General features: G+C 37.3%; 10 protein-coding genes. All 10 read left to right on the forward strand.

Features of this window, described 5'->3' with window-relative positions; translation table 11 throughout:
* The coding region (locus tag QUH73_RS08525; RefSeq protein WP_289530014.1) for an RNA polymerase sigma factor at nt 1–677 on the forward strand (677 nt) is incomplete at its 5' end.
* Between the two features lie 94 nt (nt 678–771).
* On the forward strand, nt 772–1,815 hold the full coding sequence (locus QUH73_RS08530) for a FecR family protein (RefSeq protein ID WP_289530015.1): 1,044 nt from the start codon (nt 772–774) through the stop codon (nt 1,813–1,815).
* 129 nt (nt 1,816–1,944) lie between these two features.
* Complete coding sequence (locus QUH73_RS08535) at nt 1,945–5,274, forward strand: TonB-dependent receptor (RefSeq protein ID WP_289530016.1); 3,330 nt, start codon at nt 1,945–1,947, stop codon at nt 5,272–5,274.
* Between the two features lie 12 nt (nt 5,275–5,286).
* On the forward strand, nt 5,287–6,837 hold the full coding sequence (locus QUH73_RS08540) for a RagB/SusD family nutrient uptake outer membrane protein (protein WP_289530017.1): 1,551 nt from the start codon (nt 5,287–5,289) through the stop codon (nt 6,835–6,837).
* 148 nt (nt 6,838–6,985) lie between these two features.
* Nucleotides 6,986–8,602, forward strand: a complete 1,617-nt coding sequence (locus QUH73_RS08545) for an alpha-L-fucosidase (protein ID WP_289530018.1) — start codon at nt 6,986–6,988, stop codon at nt 8,600–8,602.
* Between the two features lie 749 nt (nt 8,603–9,351).
* A complete protein-coding gene (locus QUH73_RS08550) occupies nt 9,352–10,722 on the forward strand; it encodes a glycoside hydrolase family 27 protein (RefSeq protein ID WP_289530019.1) in 1,371 nt (456 codons plus the stop codon).
* A 25-nt stretch (nt 10,723–10,747) separates the two neighbouring features.
* Nucleotides 10,748–13,339 (forward strand): alpha-L-arabinofuranosidase C-terminal domain-containing protein, encoded by a 2,592-nt coding sequence (locus QUH73_RS08555; RefSeq protein ID WP_289530020.1) that lies wholly within the window; start codon nt 10,748–10,750, stop codon nt 13,337–13,339.
* 17 nt (nt 13,340–13,356) lie between these two features.
* Nucleotides 13,357–15,318 (forward strand): alpha-L-arabinofuranosidase C-terminal domain-containing protein, encoded by a 1,962-nt coding sequence (locus QUH73_RS08560; RefSeq protein WP_289530021.1) that lies wholly within the window; start codon nt 13,357–13,359, stop codon nt 15,316–15,318.
* 17 nt (nt 15,319–15,335) lie between these two features.
* Complete coding sequence (locus tag QUH73_RS08565) at nt 15,336–17,510, forward strand: family 43 glycosylhydrolase (protein WP_289530022.1); 2,175 nt, start codon at nt 15,336–15,338, stop codon at nt 17,508–17,510.
* 34 nt (nt 17,511–17,544) lie between these two features.
* Nucleotides 17,545–19,884, forward strand: coding sequence for a beta-galactosidase (locus QUH73_RS08570; RefSeq protein ID WP_289530023.1), 2,340 nt, complete (start codon nt 17,545–17,547; stop codon nt 19,882–19,884).
* The last annotated feature ends 109 nt before the right edge of the window (nt 19,885–19,993 follow it).

Below are 19,993 nucleotides of genomic sequence, written 5' to 3' on the forward strand. Positions count from 1 at the left end.
TTTTTAGTGGCACAACATCACCGAAATGGGTGGCACATATACACCGAAATACACACTGTACTTTGAAAATTAATCAGCAAATCATGAGCTCATCAATTCAACATATAGATTATCATTCTGTGAAAAAATTGAAGAGAGGAGATGCAAATGCATTTGATGATTTATTTAAAAAGTATTCTTCACGTTTATTCAAATTCTCTGTTAAATATTTAAAGTCAAGTGAAGAAGCCGAAGAGGTTGTTCAGGAAGTGTTTCTGTATATTTGGGATAAAAGAGATGGTTTAAAACCAGAACATTCTTTCAATGCTTATATTTTCACAATAGCCTATAATATTATTAAGAAATACTTCATCAAAAAATCTAAGGATAATGCTTTTAAAGATGATTTGATTTATTCATTGCTTAAAGAGGAAAACAATCTGGATAAAACCATAGATTATAAATTTCTTCTTGAAAAAGTGGAGCTAATTATTGATGCTTTGCCAAAAAGGCGTAAAGAGATTTTTATCAAAAGAAAGTATTACGGGCTTTCAATTAAACAAATTGCCGAAGAACTTGAAATCTCTCCTAATACCGTAGAAAATCAGCTAGCTTCAGCCCAGAAGCAAATTTTAAAAGAACTTTCAAAAAGAAAATTGGCTGGAGCACTCTTTTTTGCTTTTTTTGTTTCGATTTAATGAAATTTAATCCATTGATATTTAGGGTTATATGTGTATTGTTGAATTTTTTATCATTTTTTTTGCCTTTTCGGATAGTGGATATTTCGCTTAAATGGACATTATAGATATCATGCAAACAAATAGGGAAAAATTAAATCGCTTTTTATCGGGTAAATATTCATTCAATGACTATTTATCCATATCCTCTTATTTTAAAAATGAAGAGGATCATGAAGAGTTGAAGAAACATATGGAAGAGGAGTGGAATGAAACTAAATCTAGTGAGGATAACAAGGAACGTTTGGCTGGAATTTTGAATCGCTTGCATGATCATATAAACAGTACGGGCAAAATAAAAGAAAGTGTCTTTCAGTCGTTTTACAATGTATTCTCAAAAATTGCCGTTGTTTTATTGATTCCTGCTTTAATTACCATTGGTGTTTTATCGTACGTTTCAATTAATTCTCATGGAAAGATTGAATCCTGGGCTGAAATTCATTCGCCAATTGGATCCAGAGTGAAATTTCAGTTGCCGGATGGAACTCAAGGATGGCTAAACAGCAATTCTTCCATTAAATATCCAGTCAATTTTGCACAGAATCGGAAAGTTGAGATGTCCGGTGAAGCCTGGTTTGATGTTGTGCATATCGATTCGGATGGATTTAAGGTACTGACACCCTATTTTGATGTTAAGGTAGTTGGCACTCAGTTTAATGTGAATGCATATGATGATGATATAACTTCAGGCGTAATCTTGGAAAGAGGAAAAGTAATTGTGCTTGGCAAAGATGAAAGTGTGAAGGAGGAACTTGATCCTAACGAACAACTGATCTATAACAGATCAACAAATCAACTTGTCAAATCAAGTATTGACGCAAAAAGCTACACAAGTTGGAAGGATGGATTGCTGGTATTTAAAAATGCGACCATGGAAGAAATAGCAAAAAGACTGGGACGAAGATATAATGCGGAAATAATTCTTCATGGCGATGCGTTGAAAGCCTCAATATTCAGGGCTACATTTGAGGATGAAAATCTCGAAGATATTTGTAAAATGTTATCAACTGTGGCTCCCATACAGTATAAAATTCACAAAAGAATACAACAATCAGACAGCACTTTCTTAAAAAAGAAAATAGAAATGTGGTTAAAATAGAATATAAAACCTAAAAAAAATGCCTATGACAATGTTATGAAAAAAAACAGGGAGGTATTTGCACTACCTGCCCTGTCGATTAATTAGAATTTAACTTTAAGAAGTAGTAAATCCGTTAATTACAAATTTATGAAAAAAAACAAAACCTACAGGTTGCTGGAAGACATCAGCTTGTTAAAAATGCTTAAGATTATGCGTTTTACCATTTTTATCTTATTAGTTTCTGTATCGCAAACGTTCGCGATTAAATCTTACGCTCAACTGACTAAAATATCATTAGACATGACGAATGTAAGTGTGGAAGAAGTTATCGACCAAATAGAAAGTAACTCGGAGTACTTTTTTATGTATAACAATGACTTAATTGATGTTAGCCGAAAGGTAGATATCCAGGTTGAAGAAATCAAGATTGATCAGGTATTGGATAAACTATTTGAAGATACTGATGTTTCTTATTCGATTCTCGATCGCCACATCTTATTAACTTCTCAAGAGATCAAAGAAAGAAACAACTTGCAACAAAAGTCTGTTTCCGGAAAAATCAAAGACTCTTCCGGCATTCCATTACCAGGAGCAACTGTACTTGTAAAAGGTACTACAAATGGTACAATAAGCGACATTGACGGAAATTATGTTCTTTTAAATGTCCCAACTGACGCAATTCTTGTGTATTCATTTATTGGAATGAAATCACAAGAGATTTCTTTTGATGGAAGTGCAAACGTTAATGTTACATTGGAAGAAGAATCAATTGGGTTGAATGAAGTGATAGCGGTTGGCTATGGAACACAGAAAAAAGCAAACCTGACTGGTGCCGTTGGAAGTGTTCAGATGGGGGATATGGAAAGTAGGCCTCTGACTAACGCCAGTTTGGCTTTGCAAGGTACTGTTTCTGGTGTATATGCTTTGCAAAGTTCTGGAAAACCGGGCGATGATAATGCGGTTATTTCGATTAGAGGTGTTGGAACATGGACTGATAATTCACCATTGGTACTGATTGATGGATTTCCTGGCAATATGTCTGATGTTAATGCAACAGACATTGAATCAATATCAGTATTAAAAGATGCAGCATCTTCTTCCATTTATGGAAACAGGGCTGCCAATGGAGTTATTTTGATTAGCACAAAAATAGGAACTGCCGGCAAGATGAAAGTGAGCTATAACGGCTATTTTGGCGTACAGAAAGCAACCCGTTTGCCAAGTGTTTTAAATTCGGTAGAATATGCCACACTTCGTAATGAGGCATCGGCAAATTCAGGGAGTGTTCCAAATTACACCGATGAAGATATTCAAAAGTATGCTGCACACAATGATCCAATGTATCCTGATATTGATTATTTTAAAGTGTACTATGGTCAGGCAAATACACAGAATCATCGTGTAAATATGTCTGGTGGTAATGAAAATGTGCAGTACGCGTTTATGCTTGGGCATTTAAATCAAGATGGTATTATGGTAGCAACCAGTTACAAAAAGACCGATTTTCGTTCGAACATAGATGCTTTTTTCTTAAAAGATAAAAAATTAAGGCTGTCTACTAAATTGGCTGGTAACCTTGGTGTTAAAGGTGAGCCTACCAGTGTTTGGAATGCTACATGGTATGCCACACTCGCCCCAATATATCCCCTTAAAAACGCAGATGGAGAGTATATGAGCGTAAACGGGGAATTAAATCCTTATGCCGAAATTAAAACTGGTAGTACAGCAGAAACGAAACGCTATAATTTTAGTGGGCAGGTTGAAGCTGAATATGAAATTGCTAAAGATTTAAGTGCGCAGGTAACATATGGATATAATGTTGTTACATCAAACGGGAACCGTTTTAATGCGAATGTAGTATTAGCAAATAAGGACGGAAGTTCAAAAACAGAATCATCAGATTTGGATGTTCGTAATGATACAGATGTTCAGACAATGTTGACTTCTTTATTGAAATACAGCAAAACATTTGGAAAGCATGAGTTAAAATTGTTGGCCGGTTATTCTGAAGAAGAGTTTACTTACGATTGGCAAAGTGGCTATCGAAAAAACTTTGTTAACAATGACCAGCGAGTACTCAATCTTGGTGATGCTGCTACTCAGAAAAATAATGCCGGAAGTTACGACCTTGGCTTGCGATCCTACTTCGGGCGTATAAATTATGTATTTGATAACAAGTACTTGTTTGAAGCTAACATTAGAAGAGATGGATCTTCGCGATTTGCTTCAGGAAATCAGTGGGGAACGTTTCCATCTTTTTCAGGCGGTTGGATTATTTCGAAAGAAGATTTTATGCAAGATGCTGATTGGCTTAATTTCTTGAAGCTACGTGCCTCTTGGGGACAGCTTGGAAATGAGAAAATACCAAACTATTATAACGGGAGTGATATCTTGCAGTCAGGTAAAGATTATTCGCTTGGAGGTGCCCTGTATTCAGGTGTGGCTTTAGAAGATATGATCAATAAAGATTTATCATGGGAAACATCAGAACAATTGAATTTTGGTATAGATATGACATTGAGAAATGGCATGGAACTGACCGTTGATTATTTTGACAAAAAAACAAAAGGTTTACTTTTAGATCGGCAAATTCCATGGACTATGCAATTGAATCCACCTTTTGTAAATGCCGGTGAAGTTCAGAATAAGGGAATTGAAGCTTCTTTAACCTACCGGAAAACGTTTTCAAATGGTCTTAAGTTCCGTACTACGTTTAACGCGTCTCACGTTGTAAGTAAAATTACAAAAATGGATCCGGAGAAACTTACTTCTCCCAAGGCTCAAAAAGTGGGGGACGCCATTAATTCATTTTATGGCTACAAGATGGATGGAATTTATCAGGTCTCTGATTTTGACTATGATGGAAGTACGTATACTTTAAAGCCTGGTGTTGTTTCTGTTTCAAACTATGTTGCGCAACCGGGAGACATTAAGTTTAAAGACCTTAACGGCGATGGCGTTGTAGATCAGAATAACGACAGAACAGTAATTGGTAAACAGTTCCCGGATCTTACTTATTCGTTGAACCTAAATTTGGAATGGAAACAATTTGATTTTAGTGCATTCTTTCAAGGTGTACAAGGCATTGATGGCTATTTTTATTATGAAATTGCTACGCCATTTAGCGGTGTTGCCAATCTAGGCTCATGGTGGAAAGACAGATGGACACCTGAAAATCCATCCAACACTATGCCACGGGTAACTTTAGATGAGTATCGTACGAATGTTCATTCGTCTTTCTATGTGGAAGATGCATCCTACCTCCGTTTGAAGAATATTGAATTGGGGTATACCCTTAGTCCTGAAATTGTTTCCCGAATCGGATTAGGTTCCGTACGAATTTATGGGAGTATCCAAAATGCTTTTACCATCACGAATTTTAAAGGTTTTGATCCTGAGCAAAAAGTTGATCAAACCAGAGCTGAGGCTTTTCCTCAGGTTCGTGTGATGACTATGGGTATAAATGTTAACTTTTAAAAGATCCTAACGATGAAAAATACAAATAAAATCATTACTATATTTTTTCTTTTATCAGTTTTGTTTGGTTGCTCAGACGATCTTCTAGATAAAACGCCTCTTGATAGGTTGTCCCCTACCACATTCTATAAAAACGAAACCCAGGCTAAAATGGCACTAATGGGTATTTACAATGCCATTCAGCCAAATGCCACACCGACTCATTTTTATCAGTTTGAATTTATGTCGGATAACGGTTATTGCCAGGCGGCATGGCAGGGTTCAAATGAAATTGGCTCATGGAGTACCAATTCAAACAGTTGGGCTCCGAATGCAAAATGGCAACAAGATTATAAAATCCTTACCAGGGCAAATCAATTTATGAAAGATATCAGTACAGCTTCGGTAAGCGACGAAGTGCGAACTCAGATGGTGGCGGAAGCAAAATTTTTACGAGCTTATGCCTATTCTGATTTAATTACTTATTTTGGAGATGTGCCACTTATAACCGAGGTGCTGACACTTGATGAAGCTTATGTGTCACGAAATGCTAAAAGTGAAGTTCTTACTCAAATTCTTTCTGATTTTACTGATGCTATCTCTGTATTACCAAAATCTTATTCTGAGGTAGGACGTGCGACAAAAGGTGCAGCATTGGCCTATAAAGCAAAAATCTTGCTTTATAATGAACAATGGGATGCTGCTGCTCAGGCAGCTAAGGATGTTATGGATCTTGAGGTTTATGATTTTTTCCCAGACTACTCTGGTCTTTTCACAGAAGCCAATGAAAATAATAGTGAAGTTATTTTTGATATTCAATACACAACAAATCAATCCCAACCATGGCCGGCAGAGCCATTTGTTCTGGGTACCTGGCAAACGTCGAACATTACAGCCGATATGATTAATTCATATTATATGGTTAATGGTCAGGCTATTACAGATGTTACGTCCGGTTACAACGATCAGGATCCTTATACAAACAGAGATCCAAGACTTGCTATTACTGTGGTTCTGCCAGGTTCAACATATGGCGATGCTACTTTTATTCCTGCCAGTTATGCTGAATACCCTTGTGGCGCCAAACCACGCAAGTATGCAGAGTATGGAATTGCCGACGTGAACACCAGTACCCTGAATACGATCTTGATGAGATATGCAGACATCTGTCTGATGCGTGCTGAAGCGTTAATAGAATCTGGTAGTACAGATCAGGAAATTTATGACCTGATTGATGCTGTTCGTGCAAGAGTGGGAATGCCTACTGTTGAATCTGTTGAAGGAACCGGGCTTAACCAAACTCAACTTCGTCAAATATTGAGACATGAAAGGAGAGTTGAATTCTGCATGGAGGGAACACGATACGCAGATATGCTGCGTTGGAAAGATGAATCCTTAGTACATGATGTGTATGGTTATGACAAATCGAAATTGTCCGATCCTTCAGATCCTACCCTATGGGTGTTTGAACAAATTAAAATAACTACCATAAACTTTAATGCAGCCAAGGGTTGGTTGTGGCCAATACCTCAAGGAGACATTGACATTAATGAAAATTTGCTCCCGAATAATCCCGGGTATTAAAAATATCAATTAGTAAGGAAAAGAGGCTATCCAATAGTATTCCGATAGCCTCTTTTAAATTGAATACCAGTTCTAAAAACGAATATAAATATATAATTGAAAAGAAGATCAAATTACTTTACAACATTTTTCTTCTTAAATTAATACAATGAAAAACACAACTCTAGTATTAGTAATTGTTTTATCAATTCTTTCTTGTTCGAAGAAAAACAAGGAGAAGATGCAAACAGGAAAATTTGAAGCCAACTGGAAATCGTTAAAGCAATATAAAACTCCGGAATGGTTTCGCGATGCCAAATTTGGTATTTGGGCGCATTGGGGACCTCAATGTCAACCGGAAGCAGGCGATTGGTATGCCCGGCATATGTATGTGCAAGGGCATGACCAATATAATTTTCATAAAGAACACTATGGACATCCAACTGAATTTGGTTTTAAAGATGTAATACATAAATGGAAAGCAGAAAAATGGGATCCAGAAAAGTTGGTTGCTCTTTATAAACTAGCTGGCGCAAAATATTTCTTTGCTATGGGAAACCACCACGATAACCTTGATTTGTGGGATAGTAAATATCAGGAATGGAATTCTGTTAATGTAGGACCTAAAAAAGACATTCTAGATGGTTGGGCTAAAGCAGCCAAAAATAACAATTTACCATTTGGTGTGAGTATTCATTCTGCACATGCATGGCGATGGTATGAAACCGCACAACTATCTGATACTATCGGAGAATATGCCGGTGTTTCTTATGATGGGAAATTGACGAAAAAGGACGGAAAAGGGATGTGGTGGGAAGGTCTTGATCCTCAGAAATTGTATGTGCAAAATCACCCATTGAGCGAAGGAAGTGAGGATATTGGTAGAATTCACAATCAGTGGGGGTGGGAAAACGGAGCAACTCTTCCTTCTGAAGAATATTGCCTCAATTTTTACAATCGTACAGTTGATATGATTAATAAGTACGATCCAGATCTGATTTATTTTGATGATACCGCATTGCCTTTATGGCCGGTAAGCAACGTGGGTTTGGATATCGCAGCTCATTATTATAATTCAAATATGAAACAGCATGATGGTGATCTGGAAGCTGTATTATTTGGTAAGATATTGACTGATGAACAAAAAGAATGTATGGTATGGGATGTTGAGCGTGGAGCTCCGGATAAAATTCAGGAAAAACCATGGCAGTCGTGTACATGTATTGGAGGTTGGCATTACGATAGAGGAGTTTATGACAGAGGCCATTATAAGTCAGCAAAAACGGTTATGCAGATATTAGTAGATATCGTGAGTAAAAACGGGAACCTTCTTCTTAATATTCCAGTAAGAGGAGATGGTTCTATTGATGAAAAGGAGTTAAAAGTTGTTGAGGGTATTACAGCTTGGATGAAAATTAATAGCGAATGTATTTATGAAACGCGGCCATGGCATATTTATGGTGAAGGACCCAAAGCCGAGAGTGCCAATCCGATTAATTCGCAGGGATTTAACGAAGGAAAGGGGGTAGCCTATTCATCAAAAGATATAAGATTTACTAAGAAAGGAGATGCTTTGTACGCAGTAGTAATGGATTGGCCTGAAAATGATAATGAGATACGAATCAAGTCATTGGCTTTAAATTGTCCATACTACATTGATAATTTTAATAATGTTAAAATGTTGGGGGGAGATATCGTTTCTTATAAATTCGATAATGAAGGTTTAGTAGTTAAACTTCCTTCTAAATCAGAAATGGATGCACCTTTAGTGTTAAAGATTTTTTGATTTTCAATCTATTTCAAAAATATAAGTATTATTTAAATAGTGCTTGAGAAAATTTTTTTTTTCAAATTTCTGATAAGAAAACGTCAAAGATAGGGCTTTCTAAGCTTTTAAAATTAAGGTGTTTGTTTTTGAAAATGCCTTGCAGTATTTGGCGTTTTCATGTTAAAACTAAATATTTACCAAGAAAGTAAATTCAACTGATTTATAAAATTTTTTCTTCATCCATTCTACTGCTTCAATATAACTCAAAAATAGATTTGAACAATTGTGAACCTTCACATATAAAGCCTGATTTAACTCTTCACTTATAGGTGACTTTGGATGTCCGCCTGTATTAAATGGTAATGAAAAAAGCTAAACTATTTTTCTAATGCGCTATTGTATAGTTTTTTAGAGTAGATAATCCAATGCATAAATGATTAGACAGATCTTTTCTTCGTTTAAACTTCTTCTCTTTACTTAGAATAAGTGATTACAAACGCTGTCTTCCTTGAAATTCTTTTGATTTCCGAAAGAGAGTTTTTAGTTTTTACAATTCTTCTTTTATTTCGATATTGGAATATTTAGGCATAGACAAATATAACAGATATGGCATATTCAAACGACTATTCAAATCTGTGTATTGCCTTTTTAATTTATTCAGAAGAATATCGTAGAAAGTTGTACAAATACCACGAAAAACGTATTTTGTACTCTTATTTTTGAGCCTTACAATTTAAATAAAACCTAAACCTAAACCCAAAATTGAAATGAGATCATCTATTTTTTTCTTATCTGTTTTTATACTGGCTTTCTTTACTTCCTGCCAACCTAAAAAGACAATTAAAACCTTCAACAAAGACGAATTTAAAACCTGGGCGCAAACTCCGCCTATGGGTTGGAACAGTTGGGATTGTTATGGTCCAACAGTAGAAGAACATGAAGTGAAAGCCAATGCCAGCTATATGGCCGAAAAGCTAAAAGCTTATGGTTGGGAATACATTGTGGTGGACATTCGCTGGTTTGTCGAAAATGACAAAGCAGGAGGATATAACCAAACAGATCCACACTATGTGATTGACGAATACGGACGTTATCAACCAGCCGTAAACCGATTTCCTTCAGCAAAAGACGGTAAAGGATTTAAAGAACTAGCAAACTACATTCACAATAAAGGCTTAAAATTTGGGATTCATATCATGCGTGGTATACCGAAAGTGGCTGTAGAAAATAAATTACCGATTAAAGGAACAGATGGGATTACAGCAGACCAGATTTATTCTACAGAACTGCAGTGCAAATGGTTGAAGGACAATTATACGATTACAGCAGATAAATCAGGTGCACAGGAATATTACAACTCAATTTTTGAATTATATGCCGAATGGGGTGTCGATTTTATTAAAATTGATGACTTGTCACGTCCGTATCATCAAGGAGAAATTGAACTGATTCGCAATGCAATTGACCAGTGTGACCGTCCGATTATCCTCAGTACTTCACCGGGCGAAACACCCATTGAAGCAGGGGAACATGTGCGTAATCATGCCAATATGTGGCGAATGGTTGATGATGTTTGGGATACCTGGCCGCACATCACTCATCTAATGGATATTTGCCAAAAATGGTATCCTTACATTGCACCTGGAACCTGGCCCGATTGTGATATGATACCATTGGGACGCATCTCTATTCGCGGGGAACGCGGAAATGACCGCATGACCCGTTTGAGCAAGGATGAGCAATACACATTAATGACTTTGTTCACAATTTTCAAATCACCCTTAATGTTTGGAGGTGATCTTCCAAGTAATGATGAGTTTACACTTTCCTTGCTGACCAATAAAGAAGTGTTGGAAATGCACCGCGATGGGAGTAATGTACGTCAGCTTTTTCAAAAGGATGGAAAGCTTGCCATTACTTCTAAAAATTCCATTACCGGTGATATTTATCTTGCCCTTTTCAATATTTCGGATTCTCTTATGGAAGTTGCTGTTGAGCTAAATGAAATTGGTGTAGACTCAAATTGTAAGGTGATTAATTTGTGGACGGGCGAAGAAAGTAACACGACTTCGGATACATTTAGTCGCGAATTAGCGACCCATGCTTGTGGATTGTTCAAATTTAAGACAGTAAAATAATTTCAAAACAGAAATAGAATACACCATGAAACGATTTTATTTATTGCTAAGTCTGATTGTTTTATCGTTATTTAAGACCGTGTTCGCTAACGAGCCCGATTCAGCTTATGTGTTTTCTTATGCTACAGCTAAAAATAACGGACACAACGGATTGCATTATGCCTGGAGTACCGATAAAAAAAACTGGCATGGCATTGGTCCGGAACATCGGTTCCTTTTTAGTGATTTTGGACGTTGGGGAGTTCAAAAAAAATTAATAACTCCTTACCTTTTAAAAGGTAAAGACAAACTGTGGCATTGTATATGGAATTTAAATAAGGAGGTTGGGCAATTTGCACATGCGGCCACCAGCGATTTATTCACTTGGGGCAGACAAGCCTATCCATATGTAATGGATGAAGGTAATGTTCTTTTACCGGAAGTGTCCTTTCAGACTGGCTCAGGAAATTATCTGATTAGCTGGCTGAGCGATCAGGATGGAAATCAAAAAGTATATAAAACAACGACTACAGATTTTAAAACCTATACAAAGACAGTTGAAGGAAGCGAAAGTGATCGTTTAAACGACCGCGTTGTTGTTATGATTGATGGAGAAAAACAAACAGGTATCATTCAAAAAACATCATGGAAAACAATTGATGGTTTGATTAAACATTATGAATGGAGTCAGTACCATGAACAACAAAGAAATGAAAGTCTGAGTGAAGATTCTCAACGATTCAAATCGTTAAAAGCGCTGAATGCTGAAATTTCCATAGATTCGGGAAAAAGCAAGGCCATTAGCGATTTATTGATTGGAATATTTTTTGAAGACATCAATTATGCTGCTGACGGTGGTTTGTATGCCGAATTAATTCAAAACCGTGGATTTGAATATGCTCTAAGTGATAGAGAAGGGCATGACAAGAATTGGAATAGTACCACAGCATGGAATTTCACCGGTGATAAAAATAGCTTCATTATTGATACGGTTACTCCAATCCACTTCAATCAAAAACACTACGCTGTTTTATCGATTAAAAAGCAGGGTGAAGCCTTGGTTAACGAAGGTTTTGATGGTATTCCTGTGAAAGCCGGTGACAAATACAATTTTTCTGTTTTTGTTCGAGGATTGGATGGGGCTAAAGGCAAATTGCTGATTCGTTTGGCCGATGAAAATGGGAAAGTATATGCTGAAGCTTCCAGCAAAAGCATTGGTGCTGATTGGAAAAAACAGGAATTTGTGATTACAGCAAATGGTGGTTGTGATAAAACTCATTTGGAAATAGTTCCGCAATTTATTGGCAAAGTGGCATTGGATATGGTATCGCTTTTTCCAAAAAACACATTCAAAGGGCGAAAGAACGGCTTGCGGGCAGATTTGGCTCAAACAATTGCCGATATTCATCCTCGCTTCATCCGTTTCCCAGGTGGTTGTGTGGCCCATGGCGACGGTCTCAACAACATCTATCGCTGGAAAAACACGATTGGCCCGCTGGAAGCCCGGATGCCACAACGGAATATCTGGGGGTATCATCAAACTGCAGGCTTGGGCTATTTTGAATATTTTCAGTATTGCGAAGATATTGGTGCTGAACCATTGCCGGTTCTGGCTGCAGGCGTATCTTGTCAGAACTCCGCAACCGGAGGAGATGGACAACAAGGCGGTATTCCAATGTGCGACATGGGTGATTATGTGCAGGAAATTCTCGACCTGATTGAATGGGCCAATGGGGATAAAAATACCAAGTGGGGAAAACGAAGAGCTGAAGCCGGCCATCCTCAGCCTTTTAATCTGAAATACATTGGAATTGGAAATGAAGATCTGATTACTGATATTTTCGAGGAGCGTTTCACTATGATTTACAAAGCCATACAGGAAAAATATCCTGAAATCACGGTAATTGGCACTGTTGGTCCAACATACATGGGCACCGATTACAGAGAAGGATGGGAATTGGCAACAAAATTAAATGTTCCAATGGTAGATGAACACTACTATCAGTCTCCGGGTTGGTTTTTAAATAATCAAAACTATTACGACAAATATGACCGTTCTAAATCCAAAGTTTATTTAGGAGAATATGCAGCACACATAGCTGGTCGTAAAATGAATATTGAAACAGCACTTTGCGAAGCATTGCACCTGAGTAACGTTGAGCGTAACGGCGATGTGGTTAGCATGACATCTTTTGCACCATTACTGGCCAAAGAAGGACATACACAATGGAATCCGGACCTGATTTATTTCAACAACACAGAAGTGAAGCCCACGGTCGATTATTACGTACAAAAGCTTTATGGTCAAAATTCAGGTGATGAATATATTCCTTCAACAATCACTTTGTCTGATAACCGGAAGGAACTAAAAAAACGAATAATTTCATCACTGGTGCACGATAGTAAAACAGGTGATTACATTTTGAAACTAACTAACCTGTTGCCGGTTGAAGTGAACTCAACGATTAATTTGGAACCACTTCAGATAAAAGAAACAGAAGCAGTTGTAACCATTTTAAAGGGTGAACTTATCAACGAAAACTGCACACCGGTAAAAAGTTCAATGGTTATCAATAAACAGTTTAATTATCAGATACCTGCGTACTCCTTCTCTATCATCCGAATTAAATCAGAATAAAAATAATATTTACTAAAATGAAATTAAAAAAACAGATTAAAAGGCCGTTGATATTTATATCACTTTTCATTCTACCATATTTTTCGATCTTCGCTCAGAATAATTTTGTGATTGATGTAAAGAATGTTGGTGCAGAAATACAGCCTGAAATGTATGGTGTATTTTTCGAAGATATCAACTTTGGTGCCGATGGTGGATTGTATGCAGAGTTGATTAAAAATCGTTCTTTCGAGTTTGATCATCCCTTTTTAGGGTGGATCCCTTTTGGTGATGTAAAAGTTCAGCAGGAATCGCCTTGTTTTGATAAAAACCCAAATTATGTCCGTTTTAACGAAAAAGGTCTTAGAACAGGTACCGGACTCGAAAATAATGGTTTCACAGGTATTGGATTTCATCAGTATGATGAATATCTTTTTTCCTTTTATGCGAGATCAATTAACAATGAAGAAAATAAATTTAAGTTAGAATTACTAAATGCCGGCAATGTTGCAATTGGAACCAGTGAAATTTTAGTACAAGGAAATACCTGGAAAAAATATACGTGTACAATAAAAGCTAAAGAAACTGAAGCAAAAGGTAAAATCCGATTTATTTTAGAAACAGTAGGGACAGTTGATGTAGATCACATTTCTCTATTTCCGAAAGAAACATGGAAAGACAGGAAAAATGGATTGCGCAAGGATCTTGCTCAGGCATTATATGACCTGCACCCGGGCGTTTTACGTTTTCCAGGTGGATGTATTGTTGAGGGAAATACCTTAAAAACCCGTTATCAATGGAAAAATAGTGTTGGCCCTGCTGAGAACAGACCTTTGAATATCAACAGGTGGTTTTATACTTTCAAATATCATTTCTTTCCAGATTACTATCAAAGCTACGGTTTAGGCTTTTTTGAATACTTTTTGTTGAGTGAGGATATTGGAGCAGAACCTTTGCCAGTGTTAAGCTGCGGTTTGGCTTGTCAGTACGAAAGTAAAGAGTGCGTTGCGGTTGACAGCCTTGATTCATATATTCAGGATGCTGTCGATTTAATTGAATTTGCCAATGGGGGAGTTAGTACTAAATGGGGAAAAGTACGTGCAGAAATGGGACATCCCGAACCATTTAATTTGAAAATGATTGCTATTGGCAATGAGCAATGGGGAGATGTATATGTAGAGCGACTGGAGAAATTTGTGGAAGTAATTCGGGAAAAACATCCTGAAATTAAGATCGTTGGTGGCTCCGGTCCTTCTTCTGACGGCAAGCAGTTCGAATACCTGTGGCCTAAAATGAAAGAATTAAAAGTCGATCTTGTTGATGAGCATTATTACAAAAATCCTGAATGGTTTTATAAGAATGCAAAGAGATATGATGCATATGACCGAAAAGGGCCAAAAGTTTTTGCCGGTGAATATGCAGCACACGATACGGATAAGGCAAATAATTTGCGTGCAGCATTGGCTGAAGCGGCATTTATGACAGGGTTGGAGCGAAATGCGGATATCGTTCACATGGCAACTTACGCTCCGTTATTTGCCCATGTTGATGCCTGGCAATGGCGTCCGGATATGATATGGTTCGATAATCTTTCTGCTGTTTGCACTCCAAATTATTACGTTCAAAAAATGTATGCTAAAAATGCAGGAACAAACGTACTTTCAATAACATCAAAGGATGAAAACATTACTGGACAAGATAGTCTGTATGCAAGTGCCGTATTGGATAAGGAAAACTCAGAGATAATTGTTAAAGTGGTAAATATATCTTCTCTTAATCACGATGTAAATATCAAATTGGATGGATTAAAAAAATCGTTTGAAGACAAAGAGGTGAAGATAACTTGTCTGCATTCCAACAATCCTGACTCACAAAATACATTGGCAGCTCCTTTGGCAATTGTGCCGGGCAATTATTCAATTTCCTCAGAGAAAGACAGCTTTAAACTTTCGGTAATGGGGAATGCTTTTTACGTGTGCCGTCTAAAAATTAAACAATAAATCTAAAATCGCAATATATGTTTTCAAAATCAAAAAAGCACATGATATTAATTTCCGGACTCTGTTTTTTTGTATTCAGTGTCTTATTTGGCTGTAGCTCTGATAAAGCAGGAAATGATACCAGTGCCTATTTATTTGCCTATTTTACAGGCAATGCTCCCGGCGAAGAAGCCATTCATTTTGCCGTGAGCGAAGATGGATTTCATTATCGGGCCCTAAATAATAATAAACCGGTTTTAGATAATGCAAAAATATGTGAAACTGGAGGAGTACGCGATCCGCATATACTTCGAGGTGCCGATGGTAAAACTTTTTACATGGTAGCTACGGATTTGTATGTGCCGGAAATGGGTTGGAAAAACTATGCTATGGTACTGATGAAATCTACTGATTTAATTAATTGGACTTCTTCAGTGGTGAATATTCCCAAAGCTTTTCCTGATCAATTTGGCGATGTGTGGCGAGTTTGGGCTCCGCAAACCATATACGATGAAGAAGCCGGCAAATACATGGTTTATTTTTCGATGATTCAGAAAGATGGTCCTGATATAATTTATTACGCCTACGCCAACAGCGATTTTACGGCTTTGGAAGAAGCCCCTAAACAGCTGTTTTATAATCCTACAAACAATGCCTGTATTGATGCAGATATCATTAAAAAGGATGGTAAGTTTTATTTATTCCATAAATCGGAAAGTGGTGACCCTGGAATTAAATTGGCTGTTTCAGATAAATTGACTGAAGGTTATGAGTTCGTAAATACAGATAGAGTGGACAGAGAAACGGAAAATGTTGAAGGTTCCGGTGTATTTAAATTAAATAATTCCAATGAGTGGATATTGATGTACGATGTATATGGACTTGGACGTTATCAGTTTACAAAAAGTTCTGATTTTGAGGTGTTTACTGTAATCGATCAGGATATTTCGATGAACTTTCACCCAAGACATGGTACGGTGATGCCAATTACTGATAAAGAATTAAAATTACTGGTATCAACTTACAGCAATTACGACGATTTACTGGTTGATGCCAAATCTCCAATGCTGAAGAAAAACAATGTCTGTTTTAAAAGTGAAGATAAAACAATCTATTTGCCTGTAAAAACCGGAGCAGATTTGAATCATTTCGATCCAGAATTCAAAACCTTTTCAGGAATCTCTTATAGTCCCAAAGGGCCACAGGATTTCTCGAAAGGATCGGTGAAATACACGTTTAAAATTGATGGAAAAGAAAGCCAAAACTTCGAGGTATCGGTTTCGGAAGATCACAACCCGGTTTTAGAAGGATACAAAGCCGATCCTGACATTCTGTATGCTGAAAAAACCGGCAAATATTACATCTATCCTACAAGTGATGGTTTCAATAATTGGTCGGGTTATCAATTCAGCGTGTTTTCATCCGATAATTTAGTTGACTGGACCGACGAAGGTGTTATTATTGACCTAAAAAAAGATGTTAGCTGGGCCAATAGAAATGCCTGGGCACCCTGTATTGTCGAAAAGAAAATCGACGGACAGTACAAGTATTTCTATTATTTTACTGCAGCACAAAAAATAGGTGTGGCTGTGGCCGATAACCCTACTGGGCCGTTTGTTGACAGTGGAAAAGCATTAATTGATAAAAAGCCAAAAGGAATTACAAATGGGCAGGAAATTGATCCCGATGTATTTACCGATCCAAAAACCGGCAAAAGTTACCTGTATTGGGGGAATGGTTATATGGCAGCAGCCGAACTGAATGATGATATGGTTTCTATCAACGAAAAAACCACAAAATTGATGAATGTTGATAACACCTATCGAGAAGGCAGTTACGTAATTTATCGCAATGGAACCTACTATTTTATGTGGTCGGAAGATGATACCCGAAGTCCGAATTACAAAGTGCGTTATGCAACTTCAGATTCACCAGTGGGAAAATTGACGATTCCAGAAAATAACATTGTAATCCGACAAGATAAAGATCAGGAGATTTATGCCACAGGACATAATTCAGCCATTCAAATTCCGGGCAAAGACGAATGGTATTTGGTATATCATCGTTTTACCCGTCCTAAAGGCATAACAATGGGAGGAGCCGGTGGATTTCACCGCGAAGTGTGTATAGACAAATTGGAATTTAATGCCGATGGAAGTATAAAAGAAGTAAAACCGACCCTTTCAGGTATAGATGCTGTTAATATGAATTAATTGCTGAGTGTTTAATTATTGAATAATTCACATCATGAAGAAATTATTTTTATATACGATCCTTTTGTTCACATTCTTACTGAATGCTTGTTCGCCTCAAAAAAGTGAAGGAACATTTGAAGTTGGAGATAAAACATTTCTGCTTAACGGGAAACCATTTGTTGTTAAGGCGGCCGAAATGCATTATCCCCGCATTCCGAAAGAATATTGGGAGCAACGCATCAAGATGAGTAAGGCTCTAGGCATGAATACAATTTGTTTGTATGTTTTCTGGAACATTCATGAACCTGAAGAGGGTAAATACAATTTTACAGGAAATAACGATGTGGCAGAATTTTGTCGTTTGGCTCAAAAGAACGGGATGTATGTAATAGTCCGTCCCGGGCCTTATGTCTGTGCCGAATGGGAAATGGGAGGTTTACCCTGGTGGTTGCTAAAGAAAAAGGATATTAAGCTTCGCGAGCAAGATCCTTATTTTATGGAAAGGGCAAAACTATTTATAAACGAAGTTGGAAAACAGCTGGCCGACCTCCAGATTACCAAAGGAGGAAATATATTAATGGTACAAGTTGAAAATGAGTACGGCTCTTTTGGAACTGATAAACCTTACATTCAAGCTATCCGTGATATCGTTAAAGGAGCTGGATTTAATGATATCCCATTGTTTCAATGCGATTGGAGTTCCAACTTCCAGAATAATGCCTTGGATGATTTGCTGTGGACTGTTAATTTTGGGACAGGAGCTAATATTAATGAACAGTTTAAAAAACTGAAAGAACTTCGTCCCAATACACCGCTTATGTGCAGTGAATTTTGGTCAGGCTGGTTTGATCATTGGGGAGCAAAACATGAAACCCGAAGTGCTGCCGATTTGGTTAATGGATTGCAGGAAATGTTGGATCAAAACATTTCGTTTAGTTTATACATGACTCACGGAGGAACCAGTTTCGAACATTGGAGTGGTGCTAATTTTCCTAATTTTTCTCCAACATGTACCTCATACGATTACGATGCACCAATTAGCGAATCGGGAAGAACAACCCCCAAATATTTCGAAGTCAGAAAATTATTGGAAAAATACTTACCAGAAGGCGAGTCGCTAAGTGAAATACCTGATTCTATTCCAACCATTAGTATTCCAGCTTTTGAATTGGATGAAACAGCACTTTTGTTTGATAATCTTCCTGAAGCAAAAATGAGTGAAGACATTAAATCAATGGAGTTTTTTGATCAGGGGTGGGGAAGTATTTTATATCGCACTACGCTTGAAAAATCGGATAAACAGCAATCTCTGGTGATAACTGAAGCTCATGACTGGACGCAAGTTTTTATCGATGGTAAAAAAATAGCAACTCTTAGCCGGCTAAGAGGAGAAAATACTATTTTATTGCCTCCTGTAAAAGAAGGTGCCGTTCTCGATATTTTAGTTGAGGCCATGGGACGGATGAATTTTGGCAAAGGGATTTACGACTGGAAAGGGATCACGGAGAAGGTTGAGATAAAATCGGATAAGGAAGTAAAGTCGCTAAAAAACTGGCAGGTATATAGTATTCCTACCGATTACAGTTTTGCCAAAAGCAAACATTATACCAAGCTGACAAATTCTGAAAAACAACCTGCTTTTTACAAAGGAACGTTTATAGTTAATAAAAAGGGAGATACCTTTCTTGATATGAGTAGCTGGAGCAAGGGCTTGGCCTGGGTGAATGGTCATGCCATTGGTCGCTATTGGGAAATTGGTCCGCAACAAACACTTTATGTTCCGGGATGTTGGTTAAAAGAGGGTGAAAATGAAGTGATTGTTTTCGATTTGGCATCGCCTTTAGAAGCTAAAACCCAAGGATTACGTCAACCAATATTAGATGTTTTGAAAGGAAATGGAGCTTATGCTTCCCGTAAACCTGGAGAAACTCTTGATTTAGCGAATGAGACGCCGATTTATAAGGCTTCGTTTACAAAAGGAAATGGTTGGCAGCATATTGATTTTACTAAACAAACAAGTACCCGTTACTTTTGTTTGGAAGCTTTGAACGCCTTTGGAGGAGATAATTTTGCTTCCATTGCCGAACTGGAAATTCTTGGTGAAGATGGCAAACCCTTATCGCGCCAGCATTGGAAAGTAATATATGCCGACAGTGAAGAATTAGATGTGGCCAATAATGCAGCAAGCAATGTATTCGATTTGCAGGAATCAACCATATGGCATACGAATTACTCCGCAACTAAAGCAGGTTTTCCACATCAGATTGTAATTGATTTGGGCGAAGAAAAGCTTGTTACAGGCTTTTGGTACTTACCTCGTGCCGAAGAGGGAAAACCGGGTATGATAAAAGATTATAAAGTGTATCTAAAGCAAACGAGGTTTAAGTTATAAAAGCAGAAAGAACACAAGATTAAGAACAGTAAAAAAACCACTATTCCTTAGCTGGAATAATGGTTTTATTTTTTCCTCGTGTATATGGATAAACGAAAGTGAGTTCTCA

Source organism: Labilibaculum sp. K2S (assembly GCF_030372765.1).
Lineage (GTDB): Bacteria > Bacteroidota > Bacteroidia > Bacteroidales > Marinifilaceae > Labilibaculum.

What these genes read in the sequence shown, in the direction of transcription:
- QUH73_RS08540 (WP_289530017.1), top strand. Translation starts at nt 5,287, where the DNA reads ATGAAAAATACAAATAAAATCATTACTATATTTTTTCTTTTATCAGTT.
- QUH73_RS08570 (WP_289530023.1), top strand. Translation starts at nt 17,545, where the DNA reads ATGAAGAAATTATTTTTATATACGATCCTTTTGTTCACATTCTTACTG.
- QUH73_RS08555 (WP_289530020.1), top strand. Translation starts at nt 10,748, where the DNA reads ATGAAACGATTTTATTTATTGCTAAGTCTGATTGTTTTATCGTTATTT.
- QUH73_RS08560 (WP_289530021.1), top strand. Translation starts at nt 13,357, where the DNA reads ATGAAATTAAAAAAACAGATTAAAAGGCCGTTGATATTTATATCACTT.
- QUH73_RS08535 (WP_289530016.1), top strand. Translation starts at nt 1,945, where the DNA reads ATGAAAAAAAACAAAACCTACAGGTTGCTGGAAGACATCAGCTTGTTA.
- QUH73_RS08530 (WP_289530015.1), top strand. Translation starts at nt 772, where the DNA reads ATGGACATTATAGATATCATGCAAACAAATAGGGAAAAATTAAATCGC.
- QUH73_RS08565 (WP_289530022.1), top strand. Translation starts at nt 15,336, where the DNA reads ATGTTTTCAAAATCAAAAAAGCACATGATATTAATTTCCGGACTCTGT.
- QUH73_RS08545 (WP_289530018.1), top strand. Translation starts at nt 6,986, where the DNA reads ATGAAAAACACAACTCTAGTATTAGTAATTGTTTTATCAATTCTTTCT.
- QUH73_RS08550 (WP_289530019.1), top strand. Translation starts at nt 9,352, where the DNA reads ATGAGATCATCTATTTTTTTCTTATCTGTTTTTATACTGGCTTTCTTT.